This is a genomic window from Methylobacterium sp. FF17 (assembly GCF_025813715.1).
Taxonomy (GTDB): domain Bacteria; phylum Pseudomonadota; class Alphaproteobacteria; order Rhizobiales; family Beijerinckiaceae; genus Methylobacterium; species Methylobacterium flocculans.
The window spans coordinates 3395038-3422024 of sequence record NZ_CP107532.1 but is presented as its reverse complement, the minus strand read 5'-3'; the positions used below and the strand labels follow the sequence as shown (position 1 = coordinate 3422024).

26 protein-coding genes are annotated in these 26987 nt (G+C 68.9%); 9 read left to right on the top strand and 17 right to left on the bottom strand.

Going from position 1 to position 26987, the window contains the following annotated elements; translation table 11 throughout:
- Positions 1 to 11 precede the first annotated feature (11 nt).
- The 3 genes from OF380_RS16185 to OF380_RS16175 form a co-directional block, all read right to left on the bottom strand.
- Positions 12 to 728: an RlmE family RNA methyltransferase gene (locus OF380_RS16185; protein ID WP_264045716.1), complete on the bottom strand. Its 717-nt coding sequence runs from the start codon at positions 726 to 728 to the stop codon at positions 12 to 14.
- A complete protein-coding gene (locus OF380_RS16180) occupies positions 725 to 1825 on the bottom strand; it encodes a Ppx/GppA phosphatase family protein (protein WP_264045715.1) in 1101 nt (366 codons plus the stop codon). The genes OF380_RS16185 and OF380_RS16180 overlap by 4 nt, the downstream gene beginning before the upstream one ends.
- Positions 1826 to 2010: 185 nt before the next feature.
- Positions 2011 to 2481, bottom strand: coding sequence for a response regulator (locus tag OF380_RS16175; protein ID WP_264045713.1), 471 nt, complete (start codon positions 2479 to 2481; stop codon positions 2011 to 2013).
- Between the two features lie 381 nt (positions 2482 to 2862).
- Between OF380_RS16175 and OF380_RS28710 the strand changes: the two genes are divergently transcribed.
- Positions 2863 to 3633, top strand: coding sequence for a cold-shock protein (locus tag OF380_RS28710; RefSeq protein WP_318784136.1), 771 nt, complete (start codon positions 2863 to 2865; stop codon positions 3631 to 3633).
- Between the two features lie 110 nt (positions 3634 to 3743).
- Complete coding sequence (locus OF380_RS16160) at positions 3744 to 4013, top strand: hypothetical protein (protein WP_264045711.1); 270 nt, start codon at positions 3744 to 3746, stop codon at positions 4011 to 4013.
- Between the two features lie 110 nt (positions 4014 to 4123).
- On the opposite strand, the gene rpsD is transcribed toward OF380_RS16160, so the two are convergent.
- Together rpsD and murI are read right to left on the bottom strand one after the other, a co-directional pair.
- Positions 4124 to 4741, bottom strand: a complete 618-nt coding sequence (gene rpsD, locus OF380_RS16155; RefSeq protein WP_238275694.1) for a 30S ribosomal protein S4 — start codon at positions 4739 to 4741, stop codon at positions 4124 to 4126.
- A 237-nt stretch (positions 4742 to 4978) separates the two neighbouring features.
- Complete coding sequence (murI, locus tag OF380_RS16150; protein ID WP_264045708.1) at positions 4979 to 5854, bottom strand: glutamate racemase; 876 nt, start codon at positions 5852 to 5854, stop codon at positions 4979 to 4981.
- A gap of 190 nt (positions 5855 to 6044) precedes the next feature.
- Here murI and egtB point away from each other — a divergent pair, with 190 nt between their 5' ends.
- Together egtB and egtD are read left to right on the top strand one after the other, a co-directional pair.
- Positions 6045 to 7316 (top strand): ergothioneine biosynthesis protein EgtB, encoded by a 1272-nt coding sequence (gene egtB / locus OF380_RS16145; protein WP_264045706.1) that lies wholly within the window; start codon positions 6045 to 6047, stop codon positions 7314 to 7316.
- Positions 7317 to 7353: 37 nt separating this feature from the next.
- The gene (gene egtD / locus OF380_RS16140) at positions 7354 to 8328 is read left to right on the top strand and encodes an L-histidine N(alpha)-methyltransferase (RefSeq protein ID WP_404810466.1); all 975 of its coding nucleotides are present in this window, start codon (positions 7354 to 7356) and stop codon (positions 8326 to 8328) included.
- 16 nt (positions 8329 to 8344) lie between these two features.
- Here egtD and OF380_RS16135 read toward each other — a convergent pair whose 3' ends face one another.
- From OF380_RS16135 to OF380_RS16120, 4 genes are all read right to left on the bottom strand, one after another.
- The gene (locus OF380_RS16135; RefSeq protein WP_264045704.1) at positions 8345 to 8608 is read right to left on the bottom strand and encodes a hypothetical protein; all 264 of its coding nucleotides are present in this window, start codon (positions 8606 to 8608) and stop codon (positions 8345 to 8347) included.
- Between the two features lie 205 nt (positions 8609 to 8813).
- Positions 8814 to 11315: an ATP-dependent Clp protease ATP-binding subunit ClpA gene (gene clpA / locus OF380_RS16130; RefSeq protein ID WP_264045702.1), complete on the bottom strand. Its 2502-nt coding sequence runs from the start codon at positions 11313 to 11315 to the stop codon at positions 8814 to 8816.
- Positions 11316 to 11338: 23 nt separating this feature from the next.
- Complete coding sequence (clpS, locus tag OF380_RS16125) at positions 11339 to 11767, bottom strand: ATP-dependent Clp protease adapter ClpS (protein WP_264045700.1); 429 nt, start codon at positions 11765 to 11767, stop codon at positions 11339 to 11341.
- Between the two features lie 276 nt (positions 11768 to 12043).
- Entirely contained in the window at positions 12044 to 12496 is a 453-nt protein-coding gene (locus OF380_RS16120) for a phasin family protein (RefSeq protein WP_264045698.1), read from the bottom strand.
- Positions 12497 to 12803: 307 nt separating this feature from the next.
- Here OF380_RS16120 and OF380_RS16115 point away from each other — a divergent pair, with 307 nt between their 5' ends.
- A complete protein-coding gene (locus OF380_RS16115) occupies positions 12804 to 14279 on the top strand; it encodes a serine hydrolase (protein WP_264045696.1) in 1476 nt (491 codons plus the stop codon).
- A 105-nt stretch (positions 14280 to 14384) separates the two neighbouring features.
- Here OF380_RS16115 and OF380_RS16110 read toward each other — a convergent pair whose 3' ends face one another.
- The 3 genes from OF380_RS16110 to OF380_RS16100 form a co-directional block, all read right to left on the bottom strand.
- Complete coding sequence (locus OF380_RS16110) at positions 14385 to 15062, bottom strand: J domain-containing protein (RefSeq protein ID WP_264045694.1); 678 nt, start codon at positions 15060 to 15062, stop codon at positions 14385 to 14387.
- Entirely contained in the window at positions 15059 to 15316 is a 258-nt protein-coding gene (locus tag OF380_RS16105) for a hypothetical protein (RefSeq protein WP_264045692.1), read from the bottom strand. Before OF380_RS16105 ends, OF380_RS16110 begins: the two co-directional genes overlap by 4 nt.
- Before the next feature lie 65 nt (positions 15317 to 15381).
- The gene (locus OF380_RS16100; RefSeq protein WP_264045690.1) at positions 15382 to 16542 is read right to left on the bottom strand and encodes a S1C family serine protease; all 1161 of its coding nucleotides are present in this window, start codon (positions 16540 to 16542) and stop codon (positions 15382 to 15384) included.
- 437 nt (positions 16543 to 16979) lie between these two features.
- On the opposite strand from OF380_RS16100, the gene OF380_RS16095 reads away from it, so the two are divergent.
- Complete coding sequence (locus tag OF380_RS16095) at positions 16980 to 17195, top strand: hypothetical protein (RefSeq protein WP_243911863.1); 216 nt, start codon at positions 16980 to 16982, stop codon at positions 17193 to 17195.
- A gap of 501 nt (positions 17196 to 17696) precedes the next feature.
- On the opposite strand, the gene galU is transcribed toward OF380_RS16095, so the two are convergent.
- Positions 17697 to 18563 carry a UTP--glucose-1-phosphate uridylyltransferase GalU gene (gene galU, locus OF380_RS16090; protein ID WP_264045687.1) on the bottom strand — a complete coding sequence of 289 codons (867 nt, stop codon included), beginning with the start codon at positions 18561 to 18563 and terminating at the stop codon, positions 17697 to 17699.
- A 166-nt stretch (positions 18564 to 18729) separates the two neighbouring features.
- On the opposite strand from galU, the gene galE reads away from it, so the two are divergent.
- The 3 genes from galE to OF380_RS16075 all read left to right on the top strand — a co-directional run bounded on the left by galE (position 18730) and on the right by OF380_RS16075 (position 22417).
- Positions 18730 to 19719, top strand: a complete 990-nt coding sequence (gene galE, locus OF380_RS16085; RefSeq protein WP_264045686.1) for a UDP-glucose 4-epimerase GalE — start codon at positions 18730 to 18732, stop codon at positions 19717 to 19719.
- 10 nt (positions 19720 to 19729) lie between these two features.
- Complete coding sequence (locus tag OF380_RS16080; RefSeq protein ID WP_264045684.1) at positions 19730 to 20953, top strand: lytic murein transglycosylase; 1224 nt, start codon at positions 19730 to 19732, stop codon at positions 20951 to 20953.
- 69 nt (positions 20954 to 21022) lie between these two features.
- Entirely contained in the window at positions 21023 to 22417 is a 1395-nt protein-coding gene (locus tag OF380_RS16075; RefSeq protein WP_264045682.1) for an SGNH/GDSL hydrolase family protein, read from the top strand.
- A gap of 10 nt (positions 22418 to 22427) precedes the next feature.
- Here OF380_RS16075 and gor read toward each other — a convergent pair whose 3' ends face one another.
- The 4 genes from gor to OF380_RS16055 form a co-directional block, all read right to left on the bottom strand.
- Positions 22428 to 23825 carry a glutathione-disulfide reductase gene (gor, locus tag OF380_RS16070; protein ID WP_264045680.1) on the bottom strand — a complete coding sequence of 466 codons (1398 nt, stop codon included), beginning with the start codon at positions 23823 to 23825 and terminating at the stop codon, positions 22428 to 22430.
- Between the two features lie 172 nt (positions 23826 to 23997).
- Positions 23998 to 24165 (bottom strand): 50S ribosomal protein L33, encoded by a 168-nt coding sequence (gene rpmG / locus OF380_RS16065; RefSeq protein WP_018044575.1) that lies wholly within the window; start codon positions 24163 to 24165, stop codon positions 23998 to 24000.
- Between the two features lie 117 nt (positions 24166 to 24282).
- Positions 24283 to 25455, bottom strand: a complete 1173-nt coding sequence (locus OF380_RS16060; RefSeq protein ID WP_264045662.1) for an MFS transporter — start codon at positions 25453 to 25455, stop codon at positions 24283 to 24285.
- A 232-nt stretch (positions 25456 to 25687) separates the two neighbouring features.
- Complete coding sequence (locus OF380_RS16055; protein WP_264045660.1) at positions 25688 to 26983, bottom strand: efflux RND transporter periplasmic adaptor subunit; 1296 nt, start codon at positions 26981 to 26983, stop codon at positions 25688 to 25690.
- Between the last annotated feature and the right edge of the window lie 4 nt (positions 26984 to 26987).

Sequence of the window (26987 nt, the reverse complement as noted above, 5' to 3'; positions counted from 1 at the left end):
CGCGCGTTCGATCAGCCGGCGTGCGGGTCGACCGCCGCGCCGGTGGGGCCGCGATAGCCGCTCGCCAGCACGTAGAGTTCGCTCGAATCGGCCCGGCTCGCATTCGGCTTGACGTGGCGCACGGTGGCGAAATCGCGTTTCAGGTCGGCGAGCAGCGTCCCCTCGGTACCGCCCTGGAACACCTTGGCGAGGTAGGAGCCACCCGGCGCCAGGATCTCGCGCGCGAATTCGGCCGCCGTCTCGGCCAGCCCAATGATGCGCAGGTGGTCGGTCTGCTTGTGGCCCGTGGTGTTGGCGGCCATGTCGGAGAGGACGAGGTCCGCCGGACCACCGAGCAGGTCGGTCAGCAGCTTCGGCGCTTCGGGCGCCAGGAAGTCGAGGGTGATGAACTCGACGCCCACCATCGGCTCGATCTCGAGGAGGTCGATGCCGACGATGCGGCCGCTCGGACCGACGATCTTGGCCGCCACCTGCGACCAGCCGCCGGGGGCGGCGCCGAGGTCCACGATGCGCTGGTTCGGCTTCAGAAGCTTGAAGCGCTCGTCGATCTCGATGAGCTTGAAGGCCGCCCGCGAGCGGTAGCCCTCGCGCTTCGCCCGCGCGACGTAAGGATCGTTCAGCTGCCGCTCGAGCCAGCGCTTCTGCGAGGCCGTGCGGCCCCGTCCGGTCTTTACCCGCTGCTTGAGTTCGCCGCGCAAACCACCGCCGGCACCACGCCTGTCACTCACCGGTAACCCCCACGGCGCCAGACGCCGTCCTCACGCATCATGTTCATCAGCAGACCCTCGCGCAGGCCGCGATCGGCGATGCGCAGGCGGTCGGACGGGAACGCCCGGCGAATCGCCTCAAGGATAGCGCATCCCGCCAGGACGAGGTCCGCCCGGTCGCGACCGATGCACGGGTTGTCCGCCCGTTGCTCGAGGCGGGTGTCGAGCAGGTCGTCGATGGCGTCACCGACCTCGGCGTCGCTCATCCAGAGACCGTCGACCCGCCGGCGCTCGTAGCGGGCGAGCCGCAGGTGCATCGCCGCGAGTGTCGTCACCGTACCGGAAGTGCCGAGCAGGTGGAAGTGCCGGGCATTCGCGGCGGGCGCGGCCCGGATCGCGAAGCGGGCGAGCCGGTCAGCGACCTCCTCCACCATGCCTTCGAAGGTCAGGCGCGTGACGTCCGAGCCGCCATGCCGCTCGGCCAGCGTCACCACCCCGACGGGCAGGGAATCCCAGGCGCGGATGCGCAGGGTGGGGTCGGCGGACGGGTTGGTGGCCGTGCCGTCGAGCCAGGCGATTTCGGTCGAGCCCCCGCCGATGTCGAAGATCACGACCGATTCGGAATAGGGGTCGGCCAGGGCGGCGCAGCCGGTCACGGCGAGGTAGGCCTCGGTCTGACGGTCGACGATCTCGAGGTCGAGTCCGACATCGCTGCGCACCCGCTCCACGAACTCGGCGCCGTTCACCGCCAGCCGGCAGGCCTCGGTTGCGATGACCTTGGCTCGGACCACGCCGCGCGCCTGCATCTTGACGCGGCAGACCCGCAGCGCTTCCACCGTCCGCTCGATCGCCGCCTCGCTCAGACGATCGGAACTGCCCAGGCCCTCTCCGAGCCGGACGATCCGCGAGAACGCGTCGATGACGCGAAAGCCGTTCGCGGCGGGCTCGGCCACGAGAAGACGGCAATTGTTCGTGCCGAGGTCGAGGGCCGCATAGGCGTTGCGCTTGTGCGAACGGCCCGTGGATCCCGGCGCGTCGACGCGCGGCGGCGGTGCCGCCGGAGGCTTCCGTCCGCCCGCCGGGCGGGCCGGCATGGTCGCGGCTCTCACTTCCCTCATCGGCCGAGCCGAAATCCTCGATCGTGGCCCCAGGCGGATAGCCGGACCATCATTCCCTAAGGAAGCTACAGGTCTCCCCGGCAAACTGCAAAGCCTCGATCACCGCCGCGCGAGGATCCGGGATGGTTTACGCAAGATAAGCCGTGCGACGCCCGTCAGCTCAGCTCAGCTCAGCTCAGCTCAGCTCAGCTCAGCTTGCCGGCGGCGGCCATGCGCGGCACCGGCCGAAGCAGGCTCTTCACCTGGGAGAAGGGGCGCGGCCGGTTGATGACCTCGTCGAGGCGCGACCACAGGGTCTTGGGCGAGAACGGCTTGGCGATGATCTCGTTGACGCCGAGCGAGATCGCGCGATCGACCACGTTCCGGCGCGGCTGGGCCAGCATCAGGATGATCGGCACGGTGGGCGAGGGCGAGGTGGTGGGTGTACGGGCGAGACGGATGAACTCCTCGCCCGAGAGGATCGCCAGGTCCCAATCGATGATGGTCAGGTCTGGCTTGCTCTCGGCCAGCACGCCGAGGGCTTCGGCGCCGTCCGGGGCTTCCAGCACCCGCTTGATGCCGACGCGCATGAGCATGTCGCGCACGATGCGGCGGATGTAGAGGCTCTCGTCGACGACCAGCGCCGACAGGTCCGGGAAGCTCGGTGTGGCGATCATGCGTTCGGCGTCTGGCCCATGGCCGGTGGGGCGACCCTGCCCCTGCACCGAATCTACCTGGCAAGCATGTGTGTTTCGCTAACGCCGCCGACTGGATTGATTCCATGTCGAACGCCCGGATCTGCTCAACAGGCGGGCAACACGGCCCCGCTGTCCGGCGATGCGATCAAATGCTACGCACTTTGCCGCAGGAAAGTTACGGAACTCTCGCCGGACCGTGCAGAAGCATCTTGCGATGAGGACAGGATTCGGTCAGGACTAAGGCGTTATTCTTGGTCACCGCTGCTGGGAGTAATGATAGTGCGGAGCGTGGGCTGTCTGGGATGGCGCGCACGCGGTTATCGAAACTGATGGTCGGCGGACGGTTTTTGCGAGCTTTCTATGGGACGTGGTCGTGATTTTCGGGGGCCGCAGAAGCGCGGCTTCGATGAGGGTGGAGCCGAGCCGCGTTGGCCGGATCAGGCTCCTCCGAGCGGCGGTGGCTACGGCGGCGGTTTCGGCGGTGGCGGCGGTTTCGACCGCGGCCCGTCGCGTGCTGCGGCAGCCCCCTCGGGGCCGGAGCGCGATGCGACGGTCAAGTGGTTCAACAAGGAGAAGGGTTTCGGTTTCGTCGAACTGGCTGACGGTTCGGGCGATGCCTTCCTCCACATCCGCGCCGTCGAAGCTGCTGGCCATGCCGACCTCCTGCCCGGTACGCGCCTGACGGTTCACACCGCCCAGGGCCAGAAGGGTCCGCAGGTGACCGACGTCACCAGCGTTGACACCTCCACGGCCGAGGCTGCCCCCATGCGCGACGCGCGTCCGCCCCGCACCGGCGGGTTCGGCGGCGGCGACCGCTTCGGCGGTGGCGGCGGCTACGGCGGTGGTGGCGGTGGTGGCTACGGCGACCGCAGTGGTGATCGCGGCGGTGGCGGCGGCGGTCGCTTCGCCAGCGGCCCGTCCACCGAGATGACCGGCACCGTGAAGTGGTACGACCCGGCCAAGGGCTTCGGCTTCGTCTCCGTCAATGACGGTGGCAAGGATGTGTTCGTGCACCGGTCCGCGCTCTCCCGCGCCGGTCTCGATTCCCTCGCCGAAGGCCAGCAGGTCGTCCTCGGCGTCGTCGAGGGCCAGAAGGGCCGCGAGGCCCAGAGCATCAACGTCGACGATTGATCGACATCCGGGTGGCCGCGTTGCGGCCACCTTTCACGGCATTCTGGAACGGCGGCCCCTGCGGGCCGCCGTTTCGCGTTTCGCGACACGACATGCTTTCGGAGACCGGGATGCGGACCGCCCTCTTCGCGCTGATCGGCCTTGCGGGCCTCGCCACGCCGGCTCTGGCCGAGGACTTCACCGGCTTCTATGCCGGTGTGAATGCGGGCTATGCCTTCGAGACCGGTGGACAGGACAAGCGGGGCTTCGGACCTGGAGCGGCCGGCGACGAGTCCGGGACCGCACCCGGCCGTGCACTTCCACCAAGCGCCGAGGGCGCTTCCCGCGCGCTCCAGGCGCGCAACCGCGCCTCGCAGGGGGCAGGCACCCTGCCCCGCTGAGGCCGGACGTTGCCATCGAATATCATCGACGGCGGCGCGACATCGCCGAAACGAGAAAGGGCCGCCCTCGCGGGCGGCCCTTTCGTGTATCCGGCGATGATCCGGAGAGATCAGCGCGAGTAGAACTCGATGACCAGGTTCGGTTCCATCTGGACGGGGTAGGGCACCTCGCCGAGGTTCGGCACGCGGGTGACGCGGGCCGTCATCTTCTGGTGATCCACCTCGATGTAGTCCGGCACGTCGCGCTCGGGGAGCTGCGCGGCCACGACGACGATCTCGAGCTGCTTCGAGGAATCCTTGACCTCGATCAGGTCGCCCGGCTTCACGAGGTAGCTAGCGATGTTGACGCGCTGGCCATTCACCTTGACGTGGCCATGGTTGACGAACTGACGCGCCGCGAACGGGGTCGGCACGAACTTGGCGCGGTAGACCACGGCGTCGAGGCGACGCTCGAGCAGGCCGATCAGGTTCTCGCCGGAATCGCCGCGCAGGCGGATCGCCTCGGCGTAGTAACGGCGGAACTGCTTCTCGGTGATGTTGGCGTAGTAGCCCTTGAGCTTCTGCTTGGCGCGCAGCTGCGTGCCGAAGTCGGACATCTTGCCCTTGCGGCGCTGGCCGTGCTGGCCGGGGCCGTATTCGCGGCGATTGACGGGGCTCTTCGGGCGGCCCCAGATGTTCTGGCCCATGCGGCGATCGAGCTTATGCTTCGCCTGAATGCGTTTTGACATCGCGGTTCCTCTCGCAATGGAGATCTATCGAGGAACGCGCCCTCCTCTTTCCGGACCGGCCCTGTGGCCTGCCCCGGAACGACAGAGCGGCCGAAGCCGACTCACGGGTGCGCTTGAAAAGGTGACGGGGCCCCTCGTCGGAGCCCCGTCACGGACGCTTCGTTAGAGCAGCGCTGCGCCGACGTCAATGGCGAGCCGGCTCGGCGCTTTGCATGGCGGTCGGGCGAATCCGCAGGTTCACTGCAGTCCGAGGGGCATCGCCTCGACCGCGACGCTGGCGATGCCGCGCGCGGCCAGGGAATGGCGCAGCGGCCCCGTCAGTCCGGTCCCGCCCGTGAAGGCACCGAGGACGGGGGCTGCGTCGGGGCCGTTGCGGTCTCCCGGCCCGAGCAACTGCGTCACCCGCCGGGCGATGGCGGGGGCCGGGTCGATCCAGCGCACCGGCCAGGGCGCGAGCGCCTGGAAGCGGGCGAGGAGCAGCGGGTAATGCGTGCAGGCGAGGCAGACCACGTCCGTGCGCCGCCCGTCCGGCAGGGTCACGAAGCAGGGCGCAATCTCGCGGGCGAGCGCCACGTCGTCCACCGGCATCCCGGCGAGTTCGGCCTCGGCGAAGCCGGCGAGGTTGGGCGCGCCGACGAGGGTCACGGCGCAGGCGCTCGCATAGGTCTCGATCAGGTCGTGCGTGTAGGCGCGGGCGACGGTGCCGGGCGTCGCCAGCAGGCTGATCACCCGTGAGCGCGTGGCTTCCGCCGCAGGCTTGATCGGCGGGACCACCCCGACGAAGGGCGTGGTAAAGCGCTGGCGCAGGGCCGGAAGGACGAGGGTCGAGGCGGTGTTGCAGGCCACCACCACGAGGTCCGGCGCGTGCAGGCCGATCAGCCGCTCCATCACTCCGAGCACCCGCTCGACCAAGACGGGTTCGGACAGCCGGCCGTAGGGGAAGGCTGCGTCGTCGGCGGCGTAGACGTAGGCGGCGTCGGGCCGCCCCCGCCGCACCTGCTCCAGGACGGTCAGGCCGCCGAGGCCTGAATCGAACACCAGGATGGTGGGGGGCGCCGCCACGCTCCGCGCCGCGGCGCCGGTGGACATGCCTGCCATGAGATCGATCCGCATCCGAGTCCGGTCCGACTGCCTCGCATCAACGGCGAAGTGTCGGCGCGCCACGGTTAAGGGGATGTCACCGTGGCCGCAAAAAGGCACGGCATCGGGTGAAGTGCCGCGACGAACGGCCCAGCCTGCGCTCCGTTGCCGAATGACCGCGCGGCCATATGTCGGAGCAAGACTTAAGAAGGGAGTGGCCGATATGGCAGCGACGGCAGCGTTTCGCGAGATCCCCGTGGAGGAGATCGGTCGCCCGGCCTTTCCGCCGCCGCGCCTGTCCGTCCGGCCGGTCGACCGTGCGGCCTGGATCGCAGCCTTCCATCAGGTGCGCGATGAGACCGAGCGGCGCGCCGCGCCGCTGTCGCCGGAGGACCAGCAGGTCCAGTCGATGGCGGATGCCAGCCCCACCAAGTGGCACCGGGCGCATACGACCTGGTTCTTCGAGCAGTTCCTGCTGCGCGAGCACCGGCCGGGCTACCAGCCCTACGACGAGCGGCTGCACTACCTGTTCAATTCCTACTATGTCGCCGCCGGCCCGCGTCAGCCGCGCATCATGCGCGGGCTCATCACCCGGCCGACCGCCGGTGAGGTGGCGGCCTACCGAGCGCACGTGGATCGTGCCGTTGCCGCCCTCCTGAACGAGGCCTCGGCCGAAGCCCTCGACGCAATCCTGCCGGTGCTGGAGATTGGCCTCTATCACGAGCAGCAGCACCAGGAACTGCTGGTCACCGACATCCTGCACGCCTTCGCGCAGAACCCCCTTTCGCCGGCCTACGACTCCGCCTGGCGCTTTCCTCGGGCCCAGGGGGCGGCGGGTCAGGCGGACCTTCCGCGTGGCATCACGCAGATCGGGCATGCGGGCGAGGGTTTCTCGTTCGACAACGAATCGCCGCGCCACGACGTGCTGATCCAGGGTGGCCGCATCGATAGGGCTCTGGTGACAAACGCGGAGTGGCTCGCCTTCATGGCGGATCGCGGCTACGCCCGGCCGGAACTCTGGCTCTCCGACGGCTGGATCGCGGCCCAGGCCGAGGGCTGGGAGGCGCCTGGTTACTGGCGCCGCGGCGATGCCGGGTGGGAGACCATGACCCTGGCCGGCCTGCGGGCCGTCGACCCGGCGCTGCCCGTCACCCATATCAGCTACTACGAGGCGGACGCCTACGCCCGCTGGGCGGGGCGTGACCTGCCGACCGAGTTCGAGTGGGAGGTTGCTGCCCGCGAGGACGCCCTGGCGGATGCGTTCGGCCTCGTCTGGCAATGGACCCGCAGCGCCTACACCGCTTATCCGGGCTATCGGCCGGTGGATGGCGCACTCGGCGAGTACAACGGCAAGTTCATGTCGAACCAGTTCGTGCTGCGGGGTTCCTCCGTGGCGACGCCGCAGGGGCATGCCCGCATCGGCTATCGCAACTTCTTCTACCCCCATCAGCGCTGGCAGTTCACGGGCCTGCGCCTGTCCGACGCCTGCTCCTAAGAGCAATCCGTCTCGTCCGCGTATCCGGAGCCCCATCTTGACCATCAATCCCGTCTTTACGGATGCCGTTCCGGTTGCCCCTATCGATCCGGAGCGGCAGTTCCTCGACGACGTCCTCGCGGGTCTGTCGGCACCGCAGAAATTCCTGTCCGCGAAGTATTTCTACGATGCGGCGGGGTCCGATCTGTTCGAGGCGATCACCCGTCAGCCGGAATACTACCCGACGCGGACGGAACTCGGCATCCTCGACGCGCAGGGCGCCGCCATCGCCGCCGCCCTGCCGGCCCGGGCGAGCCTCGTGGAGTTCGGCAGCGGCTCCACCGCCAAGGTCCGGCGGCTGATGGTCCACCGGCCGGATCTCGCAGCCTACGTTCCGGTCGACGTCTCGGAGAGCTTCCTGCGCAGCGAGGCCGAAGCCCTCGCCGTCGATTTTCCCGACCTCGCCATCATGCCGGTGGCCGCCGATTTCACCCGTGCCTTCACCCTGCCGGCGAGCCTGCCGGGGGGACCCGTCGCGGGCTTCTTCCCGGGCTCGACCATCGGCAATTTCGAGCCGCCCCAGGCCGCCAGCCTGCTGCGCCACTTCGGACGGGTGCTCGGCGACGGCGCGGTCCTGATCGTCGGGGTCGATCTCGTGAAGGACAAGGCGGTGCTGGACGCCGCCTACGACGATGCCGCCGGCGTCACGGCTGCCTTCAACCGCAACCTGCTCGTGCGCATCCAGCGCGAACTCGGCGCCGATATCGACATCGAGGCCTTCGCGCACCGGGCGTTCTTCAACCCCGAAGCCTCGCGCATCGAAATGCACCTCGTCAGCCAAGCGACGCAGGCGATTCACCTCGCCGGCCACCGGATCGACTTCGCCGAGGGCGAGACGATCCACACCGAGAACAGCTACAAATACACGATCGAGGGATTTCGCCAGCTGGCGAAGGCAGCGGGTTGGGTGGCAGGCGAAGTGTGGACGGATCCCGATGCGCTCTTCGCGATCCACGCGCTGCGACGTGACTGAGTGGGGTGCGCGGCCCTCAGCCGCGCTTCTCCATCATGGCCTTGACCTGCATCAGCTGGTCCCAGACCTGCCCCGGTGAGGTGCCGAGGAACTCGAAGACGGCGGTGACGCCCCAGTAGAGCCCCACGACGATCAGCGGGACGAGGATCCAGCCCAGGATTTCCTCGCCCTGGCGCCGCCGCCTGCGCCGCAGACGGCGCTCCTCGCGCCGCGTCAGCTTCGTCGACGCCGGTTGCGTGCTCGAAACGGGGGTGAGCGGACCCTGGTGCAAGTCGTTCATCGGGACGCCCCTCCTCGATCGATCTCAGCGATGGGGAGGCGTTTCCAGCCGGTCTGTCGCAGTGCCCGCTCTCCGTTCCAGCGGTTGCTAACCATCCCGCGGCCACGTGTCGACCATCGGCACGACTTTTCGGGGCGATCGCGCCGCGATGGCCCCTGACGGCGGACGGCCTCCCCGGTTGATCGGGAAGGCCGTCTATCGCACTTCAGGCCTTGACCAGCGGCACCTTCGGCACCGTACGGACGCCGCCGGGGCCCCCGCTCGGACCGCCCTTGTCGTCGCCCTTGCAATCACCCTTGTCGCTGCCCTTGTCACCCGATTTGCGGGCGGACACCTTCGCCTTGGTGCGCTTGTGCTTCTTGGCCGCGTTGGTGACGTCCTTCTCGGGCTTCGGCGTGACGGGACCGGCCGGGAACTCGAAGCCCAGGGCATCCTTGCCGTCGTCCGCCTCGGGCTTGCGCACCACCACCCGCACCGCACCGCCGTCCTTGAGCCGCCCGAACAGGACCTCGTCGGCGAGCGGCGTCTTGATGGTGGACTGGATCAGGCGCGCCATCGGGCGGGCACCCATCGCGTCGTCGTAGCCGTGCTCGGTCAGCCACTCGCGCGCCTCGTCGGAGAGCTCGATGGTGACGTTCCGATCGGCGAGCTGCGCCTCGAGCTGGAGGACGAACTTGTCCACCACCTTGGCCACCACCTCCTTGGGCAGGTGCCCGAACGAGATGATCGCATCGAGCCGGTTGCGGAATTCCGGTGCGAACAGCTTGTTGATCGCCTCCACATCGTCGCCCGTGCGCTTGGCCTGCGTGAAGCCGTAGGCCGACCGGGCGAGGTCGGAGGCGCCCGCATTCGTGGTCATGATGATGATCACGTTGCGGAAGTCGACCTGCTTGCCGTTGTGATCGGTGAGCTTGCCGTGATCCATGACCTGCAACAGGATGTTGAACAGGTCCGGGTGGGCTTTCTCGATCTCGTCGAGCAGCAGCACGCAATGCGGGTGCTGATCGATGCCATCGGTGAGCAGCCCGCCCTGGTCGAAGCCCACGTAGCCGGGGGGCGCGCCGATGAGGCGGCTCACGGTGTGGCGCTCCATGTATTCCGACATGTCGAAGCGCAGCATCTCCACGCCCAGGGACGCAGCGAGTTGCTTGGCCGCCTCGGTCTTGCCGACGCCGGTCGGACCCGCGAACAGGTAGGAGCCGATCGGCTTGTCCGGATCGCGCAGGCCGGCACGGGCCAGCTTGATCGCCGAGGTCAGCGCATCGATGGCGTTGGGCTGGCCGTAGACGACCCGCTTCAGGTTCTCGGTCAGGTTCTTGAGGACCACCGCATCGTCCTTCGACACGGTCTTTGGCGGGATTCGTGCCATCGTGGCGATGGTGGCCTCGATCTCCTTGACGCCGATGGTGCGCTTGCGGCGCGCCTCCGGCACTAGCATCTGCGAGGCGCCGGTTTCGTCGATGACGTCGATCGCTTTGTCCGGCAGCTTGCGGTCGTTGATGTAGCGCGCCGACAGTTCGACCGCAGCCTTGACGGCCTCGGTGGTGTACTTGAGCTTGTGGAACTCCTCGAAGTACGGCTTCAGGCCCTTCACGATCTCGATCGCGTCGGGGATCGACGGCTCGTTGACGTCGATCTTCTGGAAGCGGCGCACCAGAGCGCGATCCTTCTCGAAGTACTGGCGGTACTCCTTGTAGGTGGTCGAGCCGATGCAGCGCAGGGAGCCGTTGGCGAGCGCGGGCTTCAGGAGGTTCGAGGCATCCATGGCGCCGCCCGACGTCGCGCCGGCCCCGATCACCGTATGGATCTCGTCGATGAAGAGCACCGCGTTCGGGTGCGCCTCGATCTCCTTCATCACCTGCTTCAGGCGCTCCTCGAAGTCGCCGCGATAGCGGGTACCCGCCAGCAGGGTCCCCATGTCGAGGGAGAACACCGTGGCCTCCAGGAGGACTTCCGGCACTTCCTTGTTGATGATCTTGCGGGCCAGGCCCTCCGCGATGGCGGTCTTGCCCACGCCGGGCTCGCCCACGAGAAGCGGGTTGTTCTTCTGGCGCCGGCAGAGGATCTGGATGGTGCGCTGAACCTCGCTCTCGCGCCCGATCAGCGGGTCGATCCGGCCGTCGCGGGCCTTCTTGTTCAGGTTGACGCAGTAGGCCTCGAGGGCATCGCCCTTCTTCTTGCCCCGGCCTTCGCCGTCCTCGCCACTCGGCCGCTCGGCCGCCGCTTCCTCGTCGGCGCCGCGCACGGGCTTCGATTCGGAGGTGCCGGGCCGCTTGGCGATGCCGTGGCTGATGTAGTTGACCGCGTCGTAGCGGGTCATGTCCTGCTCCTGCAGGAAGTAGGCGGCGTGGCTCTCGCGCTCGGCGAAAATAGCCACCAGCACGTTGGCGCCGGTGACTTCTTCGCGACCGGAGGATTGCACGTGGATCACCGCGCGCTGGATCACGCGCTGGAAGCCCGCCGTGGGCTTGGCGTCCTGGCGCCCATCCCCGATGAGGTTGGACAATTCGGTGTCGACGTACTCGACGAGGCTGCGCTTGAGCGTATCCACCTCGACGTTGCAGGCGCGCATGACGGCGGCCGCGTCCTGATCATCCACAAGGGCGAGCAGGAGGTGCTCCAGCGTCGCATATTCGTGCCGGCGCTCGCCGGCGAGCGCCAGGGCGCGGTGGAGAGCTTGTTCTAGGCTGCGAGAGAAGCTGGGCAAAGCGTGGCCTCTAAGTGGGATGCCTATTTCTTTTCCATGACGCACTGGAGAGGATGTTGATGTTTGCGTGCGAAGTCCATGACCTGCGTCACCTTGGTCTCCGCGACCTCGTAGGTGAACACCCCGCATTCGCCGACACCGTTGTGGTGCACGTGCATCATGATCTGGAAGGCGGCTTCCTGAGATTTGTTGAAAAACTTCTCGACGACATGCACCACGAATTCCTGGGGCGTGTAGTCGTCATTCAGTAGTAATACGCGATAGAGGCTCGGCCGCTTGGTCTTCGGCTTCGTACGCGTGATGATCGCCGTTCCGGAGCGACCGTCATCGTTGCCCCCGGGCTCGCGGGGGTCGTCGGAAGCGCGCGTCGGCTGGGCGTGACTTTGGGCAAGGCTCGGTCCGGCGCCATGCGCGCGCGGCGATTCGCTGCCCCGTGGCAGGATCTCGGTCATCTGAATCGCATCGACCCCATGGTGCGGCATGCTGCTCGTCAAGCTGCTGGTCCGCGGGTCGCGCCGGCGAGGCGCGCTCGCATCGACAGCAATCTATAGAGCGATGGGCCGGTTCGCCAGTCGGCTGCGCGCACTTGTCCGAGGCGGCCCCGGTTGGCGCCCCAGCCGCCGGGCCTCCAATAGAAACGGCCCCGTGCGATGTCTCGCGCGGGGCCGTGATAACCGGCTTGTGTCGAGCTCACGGACGGCCGGGTCGGCCGGTCCGGTCGCCCCGGATCAGGCGGCGAGCTTGGACGACACCGGAAGGCCGGGCAGCTTGGGGAAATTCTTCGGGTCGAAGAAGGCCTTGGGATCGAAAATGCCTTTGGGATCGAAGAAGGCCTTGGAGTTGAAGAACGCCTTGGGATCGAAAGCGGCATTGCCCTGCAGCGGAGCGCCCACCTCTTCGGCGAGTCCCTTGTAGAGATCGCCGACGACCTTCGCCTGGGTCTGGAGACGCTGGTAGGAGTCCTTCAGGTAGGCGCCCTGGATCTCGAGCGCGGATTGCAGCGTGCGTGCGCCCGCGAGCTTCTTCATCGTCTCGGCGCCGGCGGCGTAGGATTCCTTGGCGAAGTCCGCCCATTCGATACCGGCGCTCTGGTTGGTCTTGGAGAGCGCATTCACGCCCTTCATCACCTGCGCCAGGTTGGTGCGGTTGAGTTCGGCGGCCTTCTCGAAAACCTGGGTCATGACGTCATCCTTCCTATCGTGTGGATCGGACTGGCCCGGACATGTCGGGCGTATGCCCCGGGGATCCTCGCGCGGTCCTGCCGGCATCATTGTGCAATGCAGCATGAAACGTCAAGTGAATGATGCGGTGCAATAAGAGGGAAATGAAGATCGAAATGCCGAGATGGCATTAACCGGGCCGTAACTGCGTCCGCCTAGCCTGATTGACAGATGTTGCGGGGTTACGGCGGCAGGCCCGCACCCGCGCTGAGATGTTGCAGTGCAAGCCGGCGTTACGGGGCCGAGCATGTCGAGGCAGTGAGTCGTGATGCGTAGCCAAACTCCCCGCGTCGGCCGGGTGCCTGCATTGACCGCCGCGATCGCGGCGGCCGCCGTGCTCACCGCCCTCGCCTCGCCGGCGGAAGCGCGGCGCGGCCATCATAAGCGGAGCGGCGGCGGTGGGTACAATCCCCCCTATGCGGCGATGGTGGTGGACGTGAAGACCGGCAAGGTGCTCCACGCGATCAACGAGGATTCGCTGCGCCACCCGGCCTCCATCACCAAGGTGATGACCCTGTACATGCTGTTCGAGCAGCTGGAGCGCGGCCGCTACACCCTCGATTCACCCCTCACGATTTCGTCCTTCGCTGCATCGCAGTCGCCCTCCAAGCTCGGCCTGCGCCCCGGCTCGACCATCGAGGTCGAGGAGGCGATCAAGGCGATCGTCACCAAGTCCGCCAACGACGTCGCCTGCGCCATCGGCGAGAACATCGCCGGGTCGGAGGCGCGCTTTGCGGAGATGATGACCCAGAAGGCCAAGGCCCTGGGCATGACGCGGACGAACTACGCCAACGCCTCCGGCCTTCCGGACGCCGACCAGATCACCACGGCGCGCGACCTTACCGTGCTAGCCCGCGCGATCCAGGACCGCTTCCCGCGCTACTACAAGTACTTCCAGACCCGCTCCTTCGCCTTCCGGGGCCGGGTCATCGGCAACCACAACCGGCTGCTCGGCAACGTGCAGGGGGTCGACGGCATCAAGACGGGCTACACCCGCGATTCCGGCTTCAATCTGATGACGGCAGCCAAGCTCGACGACCGCCAGATCGTGGCGATCGTGCTCGGCGGGAAGTCCGGCGCAAGCCGCGACAGGATCATGGCCGACCTCGTGCGCCAGTCCCTGCCCCGCGCCTATGCGGGTGCCCGCCAGACGCCCGCGACGACCGAGGTCGCCGAGCGCGCCCGTCCGGCCGTGGTGGCCGATGGCGCCTCGCGCACCCGCACCCAGGTCGCCTCGGCCGATGACGAGGACGTCGAGACCACCGCCTCGACCGCCCGCGCCGGCCAGCCCCTCGACATCAGCCCCCGCACCACCACTCCCGGCAGCGCCGGCATGAAGTGGCGTTCGGGCGCGCTTCCGGGATCCGCCCAGGCCTACGCGCCCACCGGCGGTCAGGCGGCCTTCCCGGCCGGCGGCAAGAGCGATGCACGGCTCGCCTCCGTGGACGGTCCCCGCGCCGAGCCTCCGAAGCCCGTGGCCGGCGCTCGGATCACCCCGACCGCCTGGGTCATCCAACTCGGCGCCATGGACGACGAGGACAAGGCGAAGTCGATGCTCGCCGACGCCCGTTCCCGCGCCGGCGGCGCCCTGTCCAAGGCCTCGCCCTACACGGTGAAGGTCGAACATGGCGGCGCGACCCTCTTCCGGGCCCGCTTCTCGGGCTTCGCCGAGCAGGATAGCGCGCAGGATGCCTGCATCGCCCTGAAGCGCAACGGCTTCAGCTGCTTCGCGACCCGGAGCTGATCGTCTCCGCGCGAAGTATCCGCGCGGCGACCCTGACGACTCCCCCCGGCGCGTATCGCCGGAGGGAGCCCTCGCCCCATCCTGTCTGACAACGCGCGTGGAGTATCAGCGATGTCGGTTCTTAAGCCTGTCACGGGCCGCGTTGACGCGGGCCGCCTGCTCGGCCGTGCCTCCCTGGTCGGGATGCAGGCGCTTCATCAAGGTCCGGTGGGCCGTGCGGACCTGTTCCAGGGACGCCCCGCGCTCAAGCCCCAGGATCTCATAGGCCTCCTGCTCCGACATCGCCCCTGGGTTCGGCGCACGGCGCGACCGCGCGTGGGGATCAGCCTCAGCGTCTACACGCCAGCCGGGGTGCCGGCGGTCCAGATACGCCTCTAGGCGCCGCGCCGTCCGGGCGTCCCGGCCGAACAGGGCCAGGAGGCCGGGCAGCGGGATCAGCCCCAGCGGCTGGCCCGCGAAGGGCCCGACGAGGGCAACCCCCTCCCCCGCCGCGTCGAAGCGGATCGTTGCTCCGGTGAGCCGACGGGGATCGTAGCGCGCGCGAACGTTCCGCATCCGCCGCATCAGGCCCGAAGTCCCTTCGAGCAGCCAGAGGGCGCCGACGCCGACCAGCACGGCGAATTCGATCCGGCCGCGTACGAGGAGCAGCGCCGCCGCAGCGAGCGCGATGTAACCGGCGACCTGGCGGACGAGACGCTGCGTGACCGCCGGATACCGGCGCAGCGCATTCCGGCCGAACCACCACAGGATGAGGAGCGCGACGGCGGCGGCGAGCAGGGTCATCGCGCGACGCCGTACTCAGCGCCGATCCGCCCCCCGATCCGCAGCTTCACCCCGCCGACGTCGCGGAACCCTGCCGATTCCTTGGGACCTGCCCGCTGGGCCGACCCGGTGCATCCGGGGCGTGGCGGCAGCCGGACGCCCTCCGGCGCGTCCTCCGGGCAGAGGCGCGGTGCTGCGCTCCGCTCGGCGGCCCCGGCGGCGAGGGCGCCGCCGGCCCAGAGGAGCGCGGCCAGGAGATGGGGGTACGGGACCATGGGGCGCCTTCGTGGATCGATCCGCAGCCTTAGCGTCCGCCCCGCCGCATGACGAGGGCCGCCGCTCACTGGCGCGACTCGGCGACGTCCGTCGTCGTGACCCGGACCCGCCGCGTCCGGCCATCGCGCTCGATGGTGAGGTCGATCCCCGCCCCCAGGCCCGCCGCCTCCATCGCCGCCGTGAGGTCGGCCAGCCGCTGGACCGGCCGTCCGCCGGCCCCGATGATGATATCGCCGATCTCACCGGTCTGCGGATCGACGCCGCGCAGGCCCGCCGCGGCGGCGGGGGACCCGCGCAGGACCCGCAGGACCACGACGCCGTCGATGCCGAGGCGGGCCGCCGTGGCTTCCTGTCCGGCGATGATGCCGATGCCGGGATTGCGGGTGCGGCCGTTGCGGATCAGGTCGGGTACGACCCGGTTCACGACATCGACCGGGATCGCGAAGCCGATGCCCGCGCTCGTGCCGGAGGGTGAGTAGATCGCGGTGTTGACCCCGATGAGGCGCCCGGCCGAATCGAGGAGCGGTCCGCCGGAATTGCCCGGATTGATCGCCGCATCGGTCTGGATCACGCCGGACAGTTCGCGCCCCGCACCGGTGGGCAGGCGACGCTGCAGGGCGCTGATCACGCCGGTGGTCAGGGTATGATCGAGGCCGAAGGGATTGCCGATCGCGAAGGTCGACTGGCCGACCTTGAGGTCGGCGGAGGTCCCGATGGCCAGGGGCGGCGGTGCGACCGCGCTCCGCCCCAGGCGAAGGACCGCGAGGTCGTAGCTCGGAGCGGCCCCGACGAGGGTCGCGGTGCTGACGGCGCCGGAGGACAGGCGTACCGCGATGGAGCCGCCCCCCTGCACGGCTGCCGCGACCACGTGGTTGTTGGTGACGACGTGACCGGCGGCGTCCCACACGAAGCCGGTGCCCGTCTGCGAACCGCCGCCCTGATCCTCGCCCTCCCCCTCGACGCCCATCAGCGCACGCCCCTGCGCGGCGGCCTGGGCGAAGACGTGGACCACGGAGGGGCTCGCGCGGGCGAACAGGTCGATGGTCGCGGTCTCGGCGGGCGCGAGTTCACCCCGCGCCGTCACCGCGCGCGGGTCCTGCGCGGCGAAGAGGAAGCCGTTCAACGTGGGTTGCGCCACGTAGAACGCCAGCAGCAGCACGGCCGCGCCCGCAGCCCATCTCAGGAAACGATCCGCCTGCTGTTCCTGTGGCCCGCGGTGGAGCATGTGGCGTCCCCTTCACCATGCGGCGAAATCCGTATCGCACTGCGTCCGTATTAACTGGCCGGTGACGCAATGCCCTTCAACTGGATTGTACCGGGCGCGGAAGCGGGTGCGACAGCACACCGAGTTCCGCACCAGCCAAAGATAAACAGCACGCATCGATTGTGTGCCCCTGACAATGAAGAACCAGAAAGCGTCCAAAAGCAGCCATATTCTGCGCGCTCCTCAGCAAGGGTGCGCTTTGTATGAGGGGGCGACCGTTCAGCCACGGATGATCATTTCGTTCGTGTCCGAGACGACCGCTGCGTTGCATTTGAGATGCTTCCCGACACCCTCAGTACTCGCTGCGTAGCCAATGTTCAGGTTGGAGGTCGTAAGAGCCTCTTGCCGCACATCCGGTATCGCGGGGAACGCTTCTCCCGATTGAAGGAATGAGACCGATGGAAACCCAAGCCCTGGAACGTCCCGCCGACCTGACGATCTGGCGTACCGCTCCGGTTCCGGCGCCGCTGGCCCAGCCCGCCCGCTACCGCACCCTGCGCGAGGCCATCGAGGCCGCCGCCGGTGCGCTGGCCGACCCGGCCAAGCAGCCCTGGATCATCACCGAGGACGGTGAGGTGCTCTCGCCGAACTGGATCCGCACCTACCTGAACTGAGTTCGGCGGCGCGCTCGATCGCGCTGCCCGTCCCGCGAGCCGACCGGCGCCGAACGCACGGCCGGCTTGCGTGCCATTGTCCGACATCCGCGCTGTGGCTGGCCGGTTCTGGATACGGAACCGCAAGTTTCGTCCGATGCTCCCCGAGAAAGTTCCGGGTCGAGCGATGGGCCCGATCTCCTCCTCGAAGATCCGATGCCGGCCTGGGCCAGCGGCCCGCCTGTCCGCTCGCGCGCCTTGCATCGGCCGGACGCAGATGCCTCAGCGAGCCTTCGCGTTTCGCCACGAAAAAAAGGCCGCCCCGATGAAGGAGCGGCCCGAAGTCTAGGGAGGAAACGCCCAAGAAAGGCTACTGAACCGCGACGCCATCGCGGTCCCGCAATGCACAAAGTAAAGTGCGGCGCACAAAAAGCAAGGGCCGTTCAGCGGGTATCGCCACCGACCCGAGCATGGCACCTGCGCGCCACGCGCAAACGTTTCACCCCCGCGCCTGCGGCGTCCTCAGTGATCGGCGAGGAGTTGCGCGATCTCGGCCTTCAAGGCCTCGCTGAGGTCCTCGCGCTCCAGGGCGTAGGCGATGTTGGCCGTCAGGAACCCGAGCTTGGAGCCCGTGTCGTAGGTCCGCCCCTGGTAGTGCATGCCGTAGAACGTCTGGTCCTGCGCGAGCTTGATCATCGCGTCGGTGAGCTGGATCTCGCCCCCGGCGCCGGCCTCGCCACGGGAGAGGATGTCGAAGATCTCGGGCTGCAGGATGTAGCGACCGGAGATGATGAAGTTCGAGGGCGCGGTCCCGGCCTTCGGCTTCTCCACCATGCCGTTGATCTCGAAGGTCTGGCCGAAGGTCTGGCCGACGCCGACGATCCCGTACTGGTGCGTCTCCTCGGGCTTGACCTCCTCGACCGCGATGACGTTGCCGCCGTGGCGCTCGTAGGCCGAGAGCATCTGCTGCATGCAGCCTCGGCTCAGCATGTCGGGAAGCAGGACCGCGAAGGGCTCGTCGCCCACGATCTCGCGCGCGCACCAGACGGCATGTCCGAGGCCGAGGGGCGCCTGCTGGCGGGTGAAGCTCGTCTGGCCGGCCGCCGGCAGGTCGCGCTTCAGGGCCTCGTAGGCCGCCGTCTTGCCGCGCTCCTGCAGCATCCGGTCGAGCTCGAAGGCGACGTCGAAGTGATCCTCGATCACCGCCTTGCCGCGGCCGGTGACGAAGATGAAGTGCTCGATGCCCGCCTCGCGGGCCTCGTCCACGACGTGCTGCACCACCGGACGGTCCACGACCGTGAGCATTTCCTTGGGGACGGCCTTGGTGGCCGGGAGGAAGCGTGTGCCCAAGCCAGCGACGGGCAGGACGGCCTTACGAATCGGTTTCATCGAGCGGGACCCGGTTGCGAGAAAAATTGATAATAACCCGGAGCGGATTGACGATACCTCAAGGCGCACTCCGTTAAAGGCGGAAGGCACCGATCGACGTGACGGACATAACCGAGAAGCCGGGTTTCCGATACATCGCGGATAACACGTTAGAGGAGTGGGTCGGATGGCGGTTCTAGTGACGGGTGGGGCTGGCTACATCGGCAGCCACATGGTCCTCGCCCTACTGGACGCCGGGCATGAGGAAGTTGTCGTCCTCGACGATCTCTCGACGGGGTTCGATTGGGCACTTCCCCCGGAAGTCAAACTCGTCGTCGGGGACGTGGCCGATCAGTCGCTGCTGACGGAGGTCATCCTTCAGCATCGGATTGATGCGATCGCGCACTTCGCTGCCCGCATCGTCGTGCCGGATTCGGTCGCTGATCCACTGCATTACTATCTTGCCAATACCGTAAAGACCCGTGCCCTCATCGAAACGGCGGTGCGTTGCGGCGTCAAGCACATCATTTTTTCCTCGACGGCGGCGGTCTATGGCGAGCCCGAGACCGTGCCGGTGCCCGAGAATCTGGTTCCGGCGCCGATCAATCCCTACGGGCGCTCGAAGCTGATGAGCGAGTGGATGATCGCCGACGCCGCCAAGGCCCACGGCTTCTCCTACGTGATCCTGCGCTACTTCAACGTCGCGGGCGCCGATCCGCGTGGGCGCACCGGGCAATCGACGCCGAACGCCACGCACCTGATCAAGGTGGCCACGCAGGCCGCGTTGGGTCAGCGGACGCATCTCGAGGTGTTCGGGACGGATTATCCGACCCGCGACGGTTCGTGCCTGCGCGACTACATCCAGGTCTCGGACCTCGCCGAGGCGCATCGCGTCGCCCTCGATCACCTGCGCGCGGGCGGCGAGAGCCTGACCCTCAATTGCGGCTACGGACAGGGCTACTCGGTCCTCGAGGTGATCGAGGTGGTCAAGCGGGTGTCGGGGCGCGATTTCGAGGTGCGCCTGTCGCCGCGCCGGCCGGGCGACCCGGCACAGATCATCGCCGAAGCCCAGCGCATCCGGGATCTCGGCTGGACACCGAAGCACGACGATCTCGACGGCATCGTCGCCCAGGCCTTCGCCTGGGAGGAGGCCCTGACCCGGCGCAACCGCACGTGAGGTCCTGAGGATGCGGGTTGCGACGGGCCTCTGCCTCGCCGGATGGATCGGGTTGGCCGCGCCAGCCCTGGCGGCCTCATCATCCGCGCCGGCCGCGGCTGCCGCCTCGCCCGAGGTCCGGGCCCGGTTCGCGGCCTTCATCGCGCGGCTCTGGCCGGACGCCGAGGCGCGCGGCATCTCCCGGACAACCTTCGATGCGGCGTTCGCCGGGATCACCGGGCCCGATCCTGAAATCCTGTCCCGCACGCGCAGGCAGGGCGAGTTCGGCCGTCCGGTCTGGGACTACCTCGTCGGGGCCGTCTCGCCGGGCCGGATCGCGCGGGGACAGGCGGAAGCTGCGCGTCTCGCCAAGACACTCTCGGCGATCGAGGCGCGCTTCGGCGTGCCGCGCTGGATCGTGCTGGCGTTCTGGGGGGTCGAATCCGATTTCGGGGCGAGCGGCGGCACGGTGCCAACGATCCGGGCCCTGGCGACCCTGGCGGAGGCCGGCTTTCGCGGAACGCTGTTCCGTGACGAACTTCTCGCCGCCCTCGCGATCCTCCAGCGGGGCGACGTCACGCCGGAGCGGATGAAAGGATCCTGGGCCGGGGCCATGGGGCAGGTGCAGTTCCTGCCGTCGAGCGTCCTGAACCACGCGGTCGATTTCGACGGCGACGGCCACCGGGACATCTGGGGCTCGCAGGCCGATGCCCTGGCCTCCATCGCCGCCTACCTGAAGAACCTCGGGTGGGACCCGGCCCTGTCCTGGGGCTACGAGGTCATCCTCCCTGCGGGCTTCGACCTCGCGCGCTATCGCGGCGACATCGCCGAGTTCGCGCGGCGCGGCCTGCGTCGCAGCGACGGCAAGCCCCTCCCCGGCGCCGGGACCGGCAGCCTGTTCCTGCCCGGCGGCCTCGGCGGGCCCGTCTTCCTCATCACCGGAAATTTCGAGGTGATCCGCGCCTACAACACCGCCGATTCCTACGCCCTCGCGGTCGGTCACCTTGCTGACCGCCTCGCTGGCGGTCCCACCCTGGCAGCGCCCTGGCCGACGAAGGCGGCGCGCCTCGACAAGGCCGGGCTCGAGGCGATGCAGACCGCCCTCCGCGGGCTCGGCTTCTACGCGGGCGAAGCCGATGGGCGCGCGGGTCCGAAGCTGCGCGAGGCGGTCCGGCAGTACCAGATCGACCAGGGGCTCCCCGCCGACGGCTACGCCACCCCGGCGCTGCTGGAGCGGCTCCGGGCCACCCCTTAGACCTCGGCGCCGTCCTCCTCTAAGGTGGCGGCACCGATCGGCTCGCCGGTCAGAACCGTGAGGCCATCCATGACCTTGCCGGCATCGCGCACGGCCTGGTGTACGCTCGCAGGCATCGCCCTGCTCCTGGCAGGCGGCGCGCCCGCGCGGGCGCAATGGGGCGATTCCTACGATGCGCCCCGGGGCGAGTACGAATCGCCGCGCCGGCGGGCCCGCGAATATTATCGCGACGATGGCGGCTACGGCGCGCGGCAGGCTGTCCGTCGCTACGCACCGCCACCGCAGCAGGAGGCGCCCCGGCAATTCTACTGGCCCTGGGAGGACCGGCCGCAGCAGGCCCAGCCCGCACCGGTGCCGAGCGCACGTCCGCAGCCCCCCCGCACCCGCAGTTATGCGGACGACCCCCGCGCGCCCCGCGAGCCGCGTCCGGCCCCGCGCCGGCCGCGTCCGGCCCCGGTGGTGGCCCAGCCGAAACCCGCCATGCCCAAGGTCGAACCCACGACCCGGATCGCGGTGTTCGGCGACACGCTCGCGAACCATCTCGGGACCGGCCTCTCCAACGTCTTCGAGGACAATGCCGAGGTCGGCATCCTGGATCGCTCGAAGGCGGATAGCGGCCTCGTGCGCAAGGATGTGGTCGACTGGCCCCGCTCCGCCGAGGAGTTCCTCAAGGCGAACCCGAAGACGAGCTACGCTCTCGTGATGCTCGGCGCCAACGACCGCCAGCCGATCCGTGAGAACGACGGGACCGTGGAGCCGCTGAGCGATCGCTGGCGCGCCCTCTACGCCGAGCGCGTGGACGCCCTGATCAAGGTCTTCACCGACGCGAAGGTGCCGCTGATCTGGGTCGGCGCGCCGCCGATGCGCAGCGAATCGCTGAGTAAGGACATCGCGGCGATGAACGAGATCTTCCGGGAGCGCGTCGCCCGGGCCGGGCAGACCTACGTGGACATCTGGCCCGGCTTCGTGGACGACCGTAACCGCTACGCCGCCACCGGCCCCGACCTCGAGGGCCAGGAGGCGAAACTGCGCACCGCCGATGGCGTGCATTTCACCAAGGCTGGCGCGCGCAAGATGGCGCATTTCGCGGATGTCGAACTCAAGCGCTTGATGGGGACGGGCACGGTTGCCGAACCGACCGCGCCGTCCATCGCCACCGCACCCTCCCCGCCCGTTCAGGGGGAGGCGCCCAAGCTCGACGACGCGGCCGCCCTCGACCGTCAGATCACCGCGATGCTGCCGAGCCTGCCCGAGCCGCCCGGTATTCCCGCCCTGCCCGTCAAACCCCTCGCGGGACCGGTCGTGCCGCTCGGCCGCGCCGAGGTGACGCCCGGGGGCACGCTGATCAGCGGACGCCCCCGCGACACCGATCCCTCGGGGACGATCGAGCGCGCCCTGGTGCGGGGCAGCGCGCCGCCCCCACAGCCCGGCCGGGCCGACGACTTCAAGTGGCCGCCGGGCTAGGTTCGGGTCGCTAGCCGACCCCGACGGGGTGCTTCGTCACCACGGGGCTGCGCATCGTCACGAGTTCCTCGCCGGCCGTGGGGTGGACCGCGATGGTGCGGTCGAAATCGGCCTTGGTCGCGCCCATGGTGACGGCGATGCCCACCGCCTGGATGATCTCGCCGGCATCGTGACCGAGGACGTGGACCCCGACGACCCGGTCGCTGGCGCGATCGACCACCACCTTCATCAGGACGCGCTCCTCGCGCCCCGACAGCGTGGCCTTCATGGGGCGGAAGCTCGACCGGTAGACGTCGACGGCGCCGAAGAGCCGGCGGGCCACATCCTCGTTGTGGCCGATGACGCCGATCTCGGGCGTTGAGAACACAGCCGTCGCGATGAGGCCGTGATCGACGCACCAGGGCTTGCCGCCGAAGACCGTGTCGGCGAAGGCGTGGCCCTCGCGGATCGCGATCGGCGTCAGCGCGGCGCGGTCGGTGACGTCCCCCACCGCGTAGATCGACGGCACCCGCGTCTGCGAAAACGCGTCCACCGGGATCGCGCCGCGCGCGTCCGCCTCGATGCCGACCGCCTCCAGGCCGAGGCCGGCCGTGTTCGGGCGCCGCCCCGTGGCGGTCAGAACCTGGTCCACCTCCAGGGTCGTGTCGTCGTCGAGGGTCACCCGGATACCGCTCCCGCTGCTGTCGAGACGCTCCACCGTCCGGTTGAGGCGCAGGTCCATGCGCTCCGCGTAGGCCGTGTCGAGGGCGTCGCGGATCTCCTCGTCGAACCCGCGCAGGAGCTTGTCGCCCCGGTGCAGCAGGGTGGTACGCGCGCCGAGATGCGCTAAGACGCCTGCGAATTCCACCGCGATGTAACCGCCGCCGACGACGAGGATACGCTCGGGCAGCGATTCGAGGTCGAACACCTCGTTGGAGGTGATCGCGAGTTCGGCGCCCGGGATCAGCGGCTCCTTGACCGGGTGGGCGCCCACCGCGACGAGGATGAACCGGGCGCTGACGCGCCGGCCGGATCCGACGAGGCGCACGGTGTGGGCATCCTCGATCACCGCGCGCTCCGGCAGGATGGTGACGCCCGCCTTGCCGAGGTTGGCGTCGTAGATCGCCTCGAGCCGTGCCACCTCGGCATCGCGCCGGGCCTTCATCACGCGCCAGTCGAAGGTCGGTGTGGGCACGGACCAGCCGAAACCGGCCGCGTCCGCGAACTCGTCGGCGAAGCGCCCCGCATAGACCATCAGCTTCTTCGGCACGCAGCCCCGGATCACGCAGGTGCCGCCGACGCGGTACTCCTCGGCGAGTTGTACCCGCGCGCCGTACCCGGCCGCGATGCGGGCCGCTCGCACGCCCCCGGAGCCGCCGCCGATGACGAACAGGTCGACGTCGAAGGTTCGGGCCAGATCATCAGCCATGGGGCGATCCTGAGAATGGGGGATGTTCGGCCCTCCATCGCCCGAACCCGGCGGCGCATCAACCTTCGAGCTGGGAACGCGCGCCCCGAGCGCGAATCGGACAACAAAAAAGCCGCCTCCCTTGCGGGGGCGGCTGCGTGTCCGTTCCGGCGCCGTACGGCGCCGGGCGGGCTTACTTGATCTTGGTTTCCTTGAAGTCGACGTGCTTGCGCACGACGGGGTCGTACTTCTTCATGGAAAGCTTCTCGGTCTGGGTACGGGAGTTCTTCTTCGTGACGTAGAAGTAGCCCGTGTCGGCGGTCGAGATCAGCTTGACTTTAACGGTGACGGCCTTGGCCATGGACGCGGCGCTCCTGTGATCGCGGCATTCCGCATCAGCGAAACGCAAAAGGGCCGGCGGCGGCCGGCTGAATACCGGCGCGTGATTGCCTCAATCGCCGGGATTCGTCAAGGCGCCTCACGCCTCCGGCTGCTGCACCAGGCGCAGGGCCACGACCCCGGCATAGGCCAGGAACAGCAGGGTGAGGCTATAGGCGAAGCCCTGGGGCGGCACGAGGTCCATGCCGCCGCCGATGATCGGGGGGCCGAGCATCAGTCCGACATTGTAGAGCACCACGAAGGCCGCATTGGCGCCGGCGAGTTCCGGCCCCCGGATCGTGGCGCCGAGATGCGCGAGGCCCACGGTGTAGAGCGTCCCGGCGATGCCGCCCCAGAGGAACAGCAGGATAAGGAGGGCCGGAAAGGAGCCCGAGGCCAGGGGGATCAGGCTCGATCCGAGGGCACCACCCAGGGCCGCCGCGAGCAGGACGAGGCGCCGGTCCACCCGATCGGCGAGCCAGCCGAAGGGGATCTGGAACATCACGTTGCCGAGCGCCAGCGCGCTGACGAGCCCCGCCGCCGTCTCCGCGTCGTAGCCGAGACGCAGACCGTAGAGCGGCAGGATCGCGAAGCCTCCGGTCTCCACGGCACCGTAGACGAGGGCCGCCATGGTCGCCGCCGGGGCGAGGCGCAGGTAGGCCGAGAAGGAGCGTCCCCGCCCATGCCCGATCACGGGGGACAATCCCCGCGCCAGCACCAGGGGAATGAGTGCGACGAGGAACAGTCCGGATCCGGCGAGATAGGGCGCGAAGCCCCGGGTTCCGAGCATCGCCAGCAGCGTCGGCCCCACAGCGAAGCCGAGCGCCAGCACCGTGGCGTAGATGCCCATCACCAGCCCGCGCCGCGCGGGCGGAGCCGCCGCGTTGATCCAGAACTCGGAGAGCACGAAGAGCGCCCCGAGGCTCATGGAGAAGACGAAGCGCAGAACGAACCACCAGGCGATGCCCGGGAGGAGCTTGAAGGCCACGAGGCAGGCCGCCCCGCTGACGATGGCGAGGACGAGCAGGCGCACCACCCCGAGACGCGCGGCCAGGCGCGGCACGAACGGCACCGTCAGGATCGCGGCGAGCCCCGCCACCGCGGTATTGATCCCGATGAGCGTGCTCGAGGCACCCATGCGCTCCATCTCGATGGAGAGCAGCGGGATCGTCAGGCTGAGGCCGATGCCCACCACCGCCACGCAGGTGATAGCGGCGGCAATCGAGGCGAAGCGTGAGCCGTCCTCGGTCTCACCCTGGGCTTGAGCCGGCATGTCGGGGTCCATCGCGGGTCGCCGGGGCGACGCCGGGACCGCCTTGTCCACGCCGCGCCCGCTTCGCGCAACTGCAGGTGCGGGCGGAGGGTCGAAATCCGACATGCGGGTTGCTTGGCGGGAGCGCCTTCAGCGACGTTCGCGGGCCGGGACACAGGGCCGTGGCCCGCCGGATGGCCACGACGCAGTCCGCACCCACGGCCCCGCGCTCGCGCGGGTCGGCTCTCACCCCCTAGCGGGCCGCCGATTTCAGCGGCTTCGTGTCCGTCTGTGCCGGTTGGCGTTCGATCTTCTGACCCTCGCGCAGGTCGGCGGGCGGGCTCAGCACGATCTGCTCCCCGCCCTCCAGTCCCTGGTCGGCGGCGCCTTGCGCGAGTTCGACGGTGGTGCCGAGGTCGCGCCGGATCGTCACGCCGTGCCAGCGCACGGTCCCATCGTCGCGCACGACCGCCACCTGGGTCCCGCGCTGGTTGAAGACCAGGCTCTCGGCCGGAACCTTCATCGTCGCCTCGGTGCGCGGCACCTTGAGGGTCACGTAGACGTACAAGCCGGCGCGCAGGGCCCGGTCGGGGTTCGGCACGTCCACCTGGGCGGTGAGGGTGCGCGACGAACTGAGCAGGGCCACCGAACTGCGCTCGACCTTGCCGGAGAAGGTCCGGTCGGGCATTTGCGGCACCTTGATCGATGCGACGACGCCCGGTCTGACACCGGTGGCGACGTTCTGCGGCACGTTGACGGAGACGCGCAGGACATCGTCGCGGTCGATCGAGAGCAGCGCCGTCCCGGTCCCGTCGGCATGGACGAGGTCGCCCACGTCGACCCCGCGCTGGGTGACGACACCGTCGAAGGGGGCGACGATTTCCTTGAAGCCGGTCAGCGCCCGCAGCCGCTCCACCGTGGCGGCCTGGGCCTTGATGTTGGCCTGCGCCACCTTCACGCCGGCTTCCGCCGAAGCGAGGCTGGCCGCCTGGCTGAGCACGCTCGCCTGCGAGTTGTCCGCGTTCTGCTTGGAGGCCCAGCCCTGCCCGGCCAGCGTGGTGGTGCGGGAATTGGTGACGTTCGCCAGGTTCACGTTGGCTTTGGCCTGATCCACCATGGATCGCGCCTGCAGCAGGGCGGCCTCGAACTGCCCGGTCTGGGCTTCGGCCTGCGCCAGCTGCTGGTCGAGGTCGGGGGCGGCGATCCGCATCAGGACGTCACCCCGCCGCACCCGGCTGCCGAGGTCGGCCCGGCGTTCGGCGATGTACCCGGTGGCGCGGGCGTAGAGCGCGGCCTTGGCGAAGGCATCGGTCTGGCCCGGTAGGGTGATCTCGATTGGCTTGTCCGCCCGTTCGACGGTGGCGGTGCGCAGCTTCGGCACGAAGCTGTTCATCTTTCGCTGCGTCTCCGCGGCGGCGGCGCGCCGCTCCATCTGGCCATAGCCCCCCCAGGCCAGGAGGCCGACGGCGGCGACGGCCGTGAGGACGAACGGCGTCTTCCCGGGTGGCGGGGGTGGGGACTCGCTCGGATCGCGGCTCGGCTGTGTCACGACA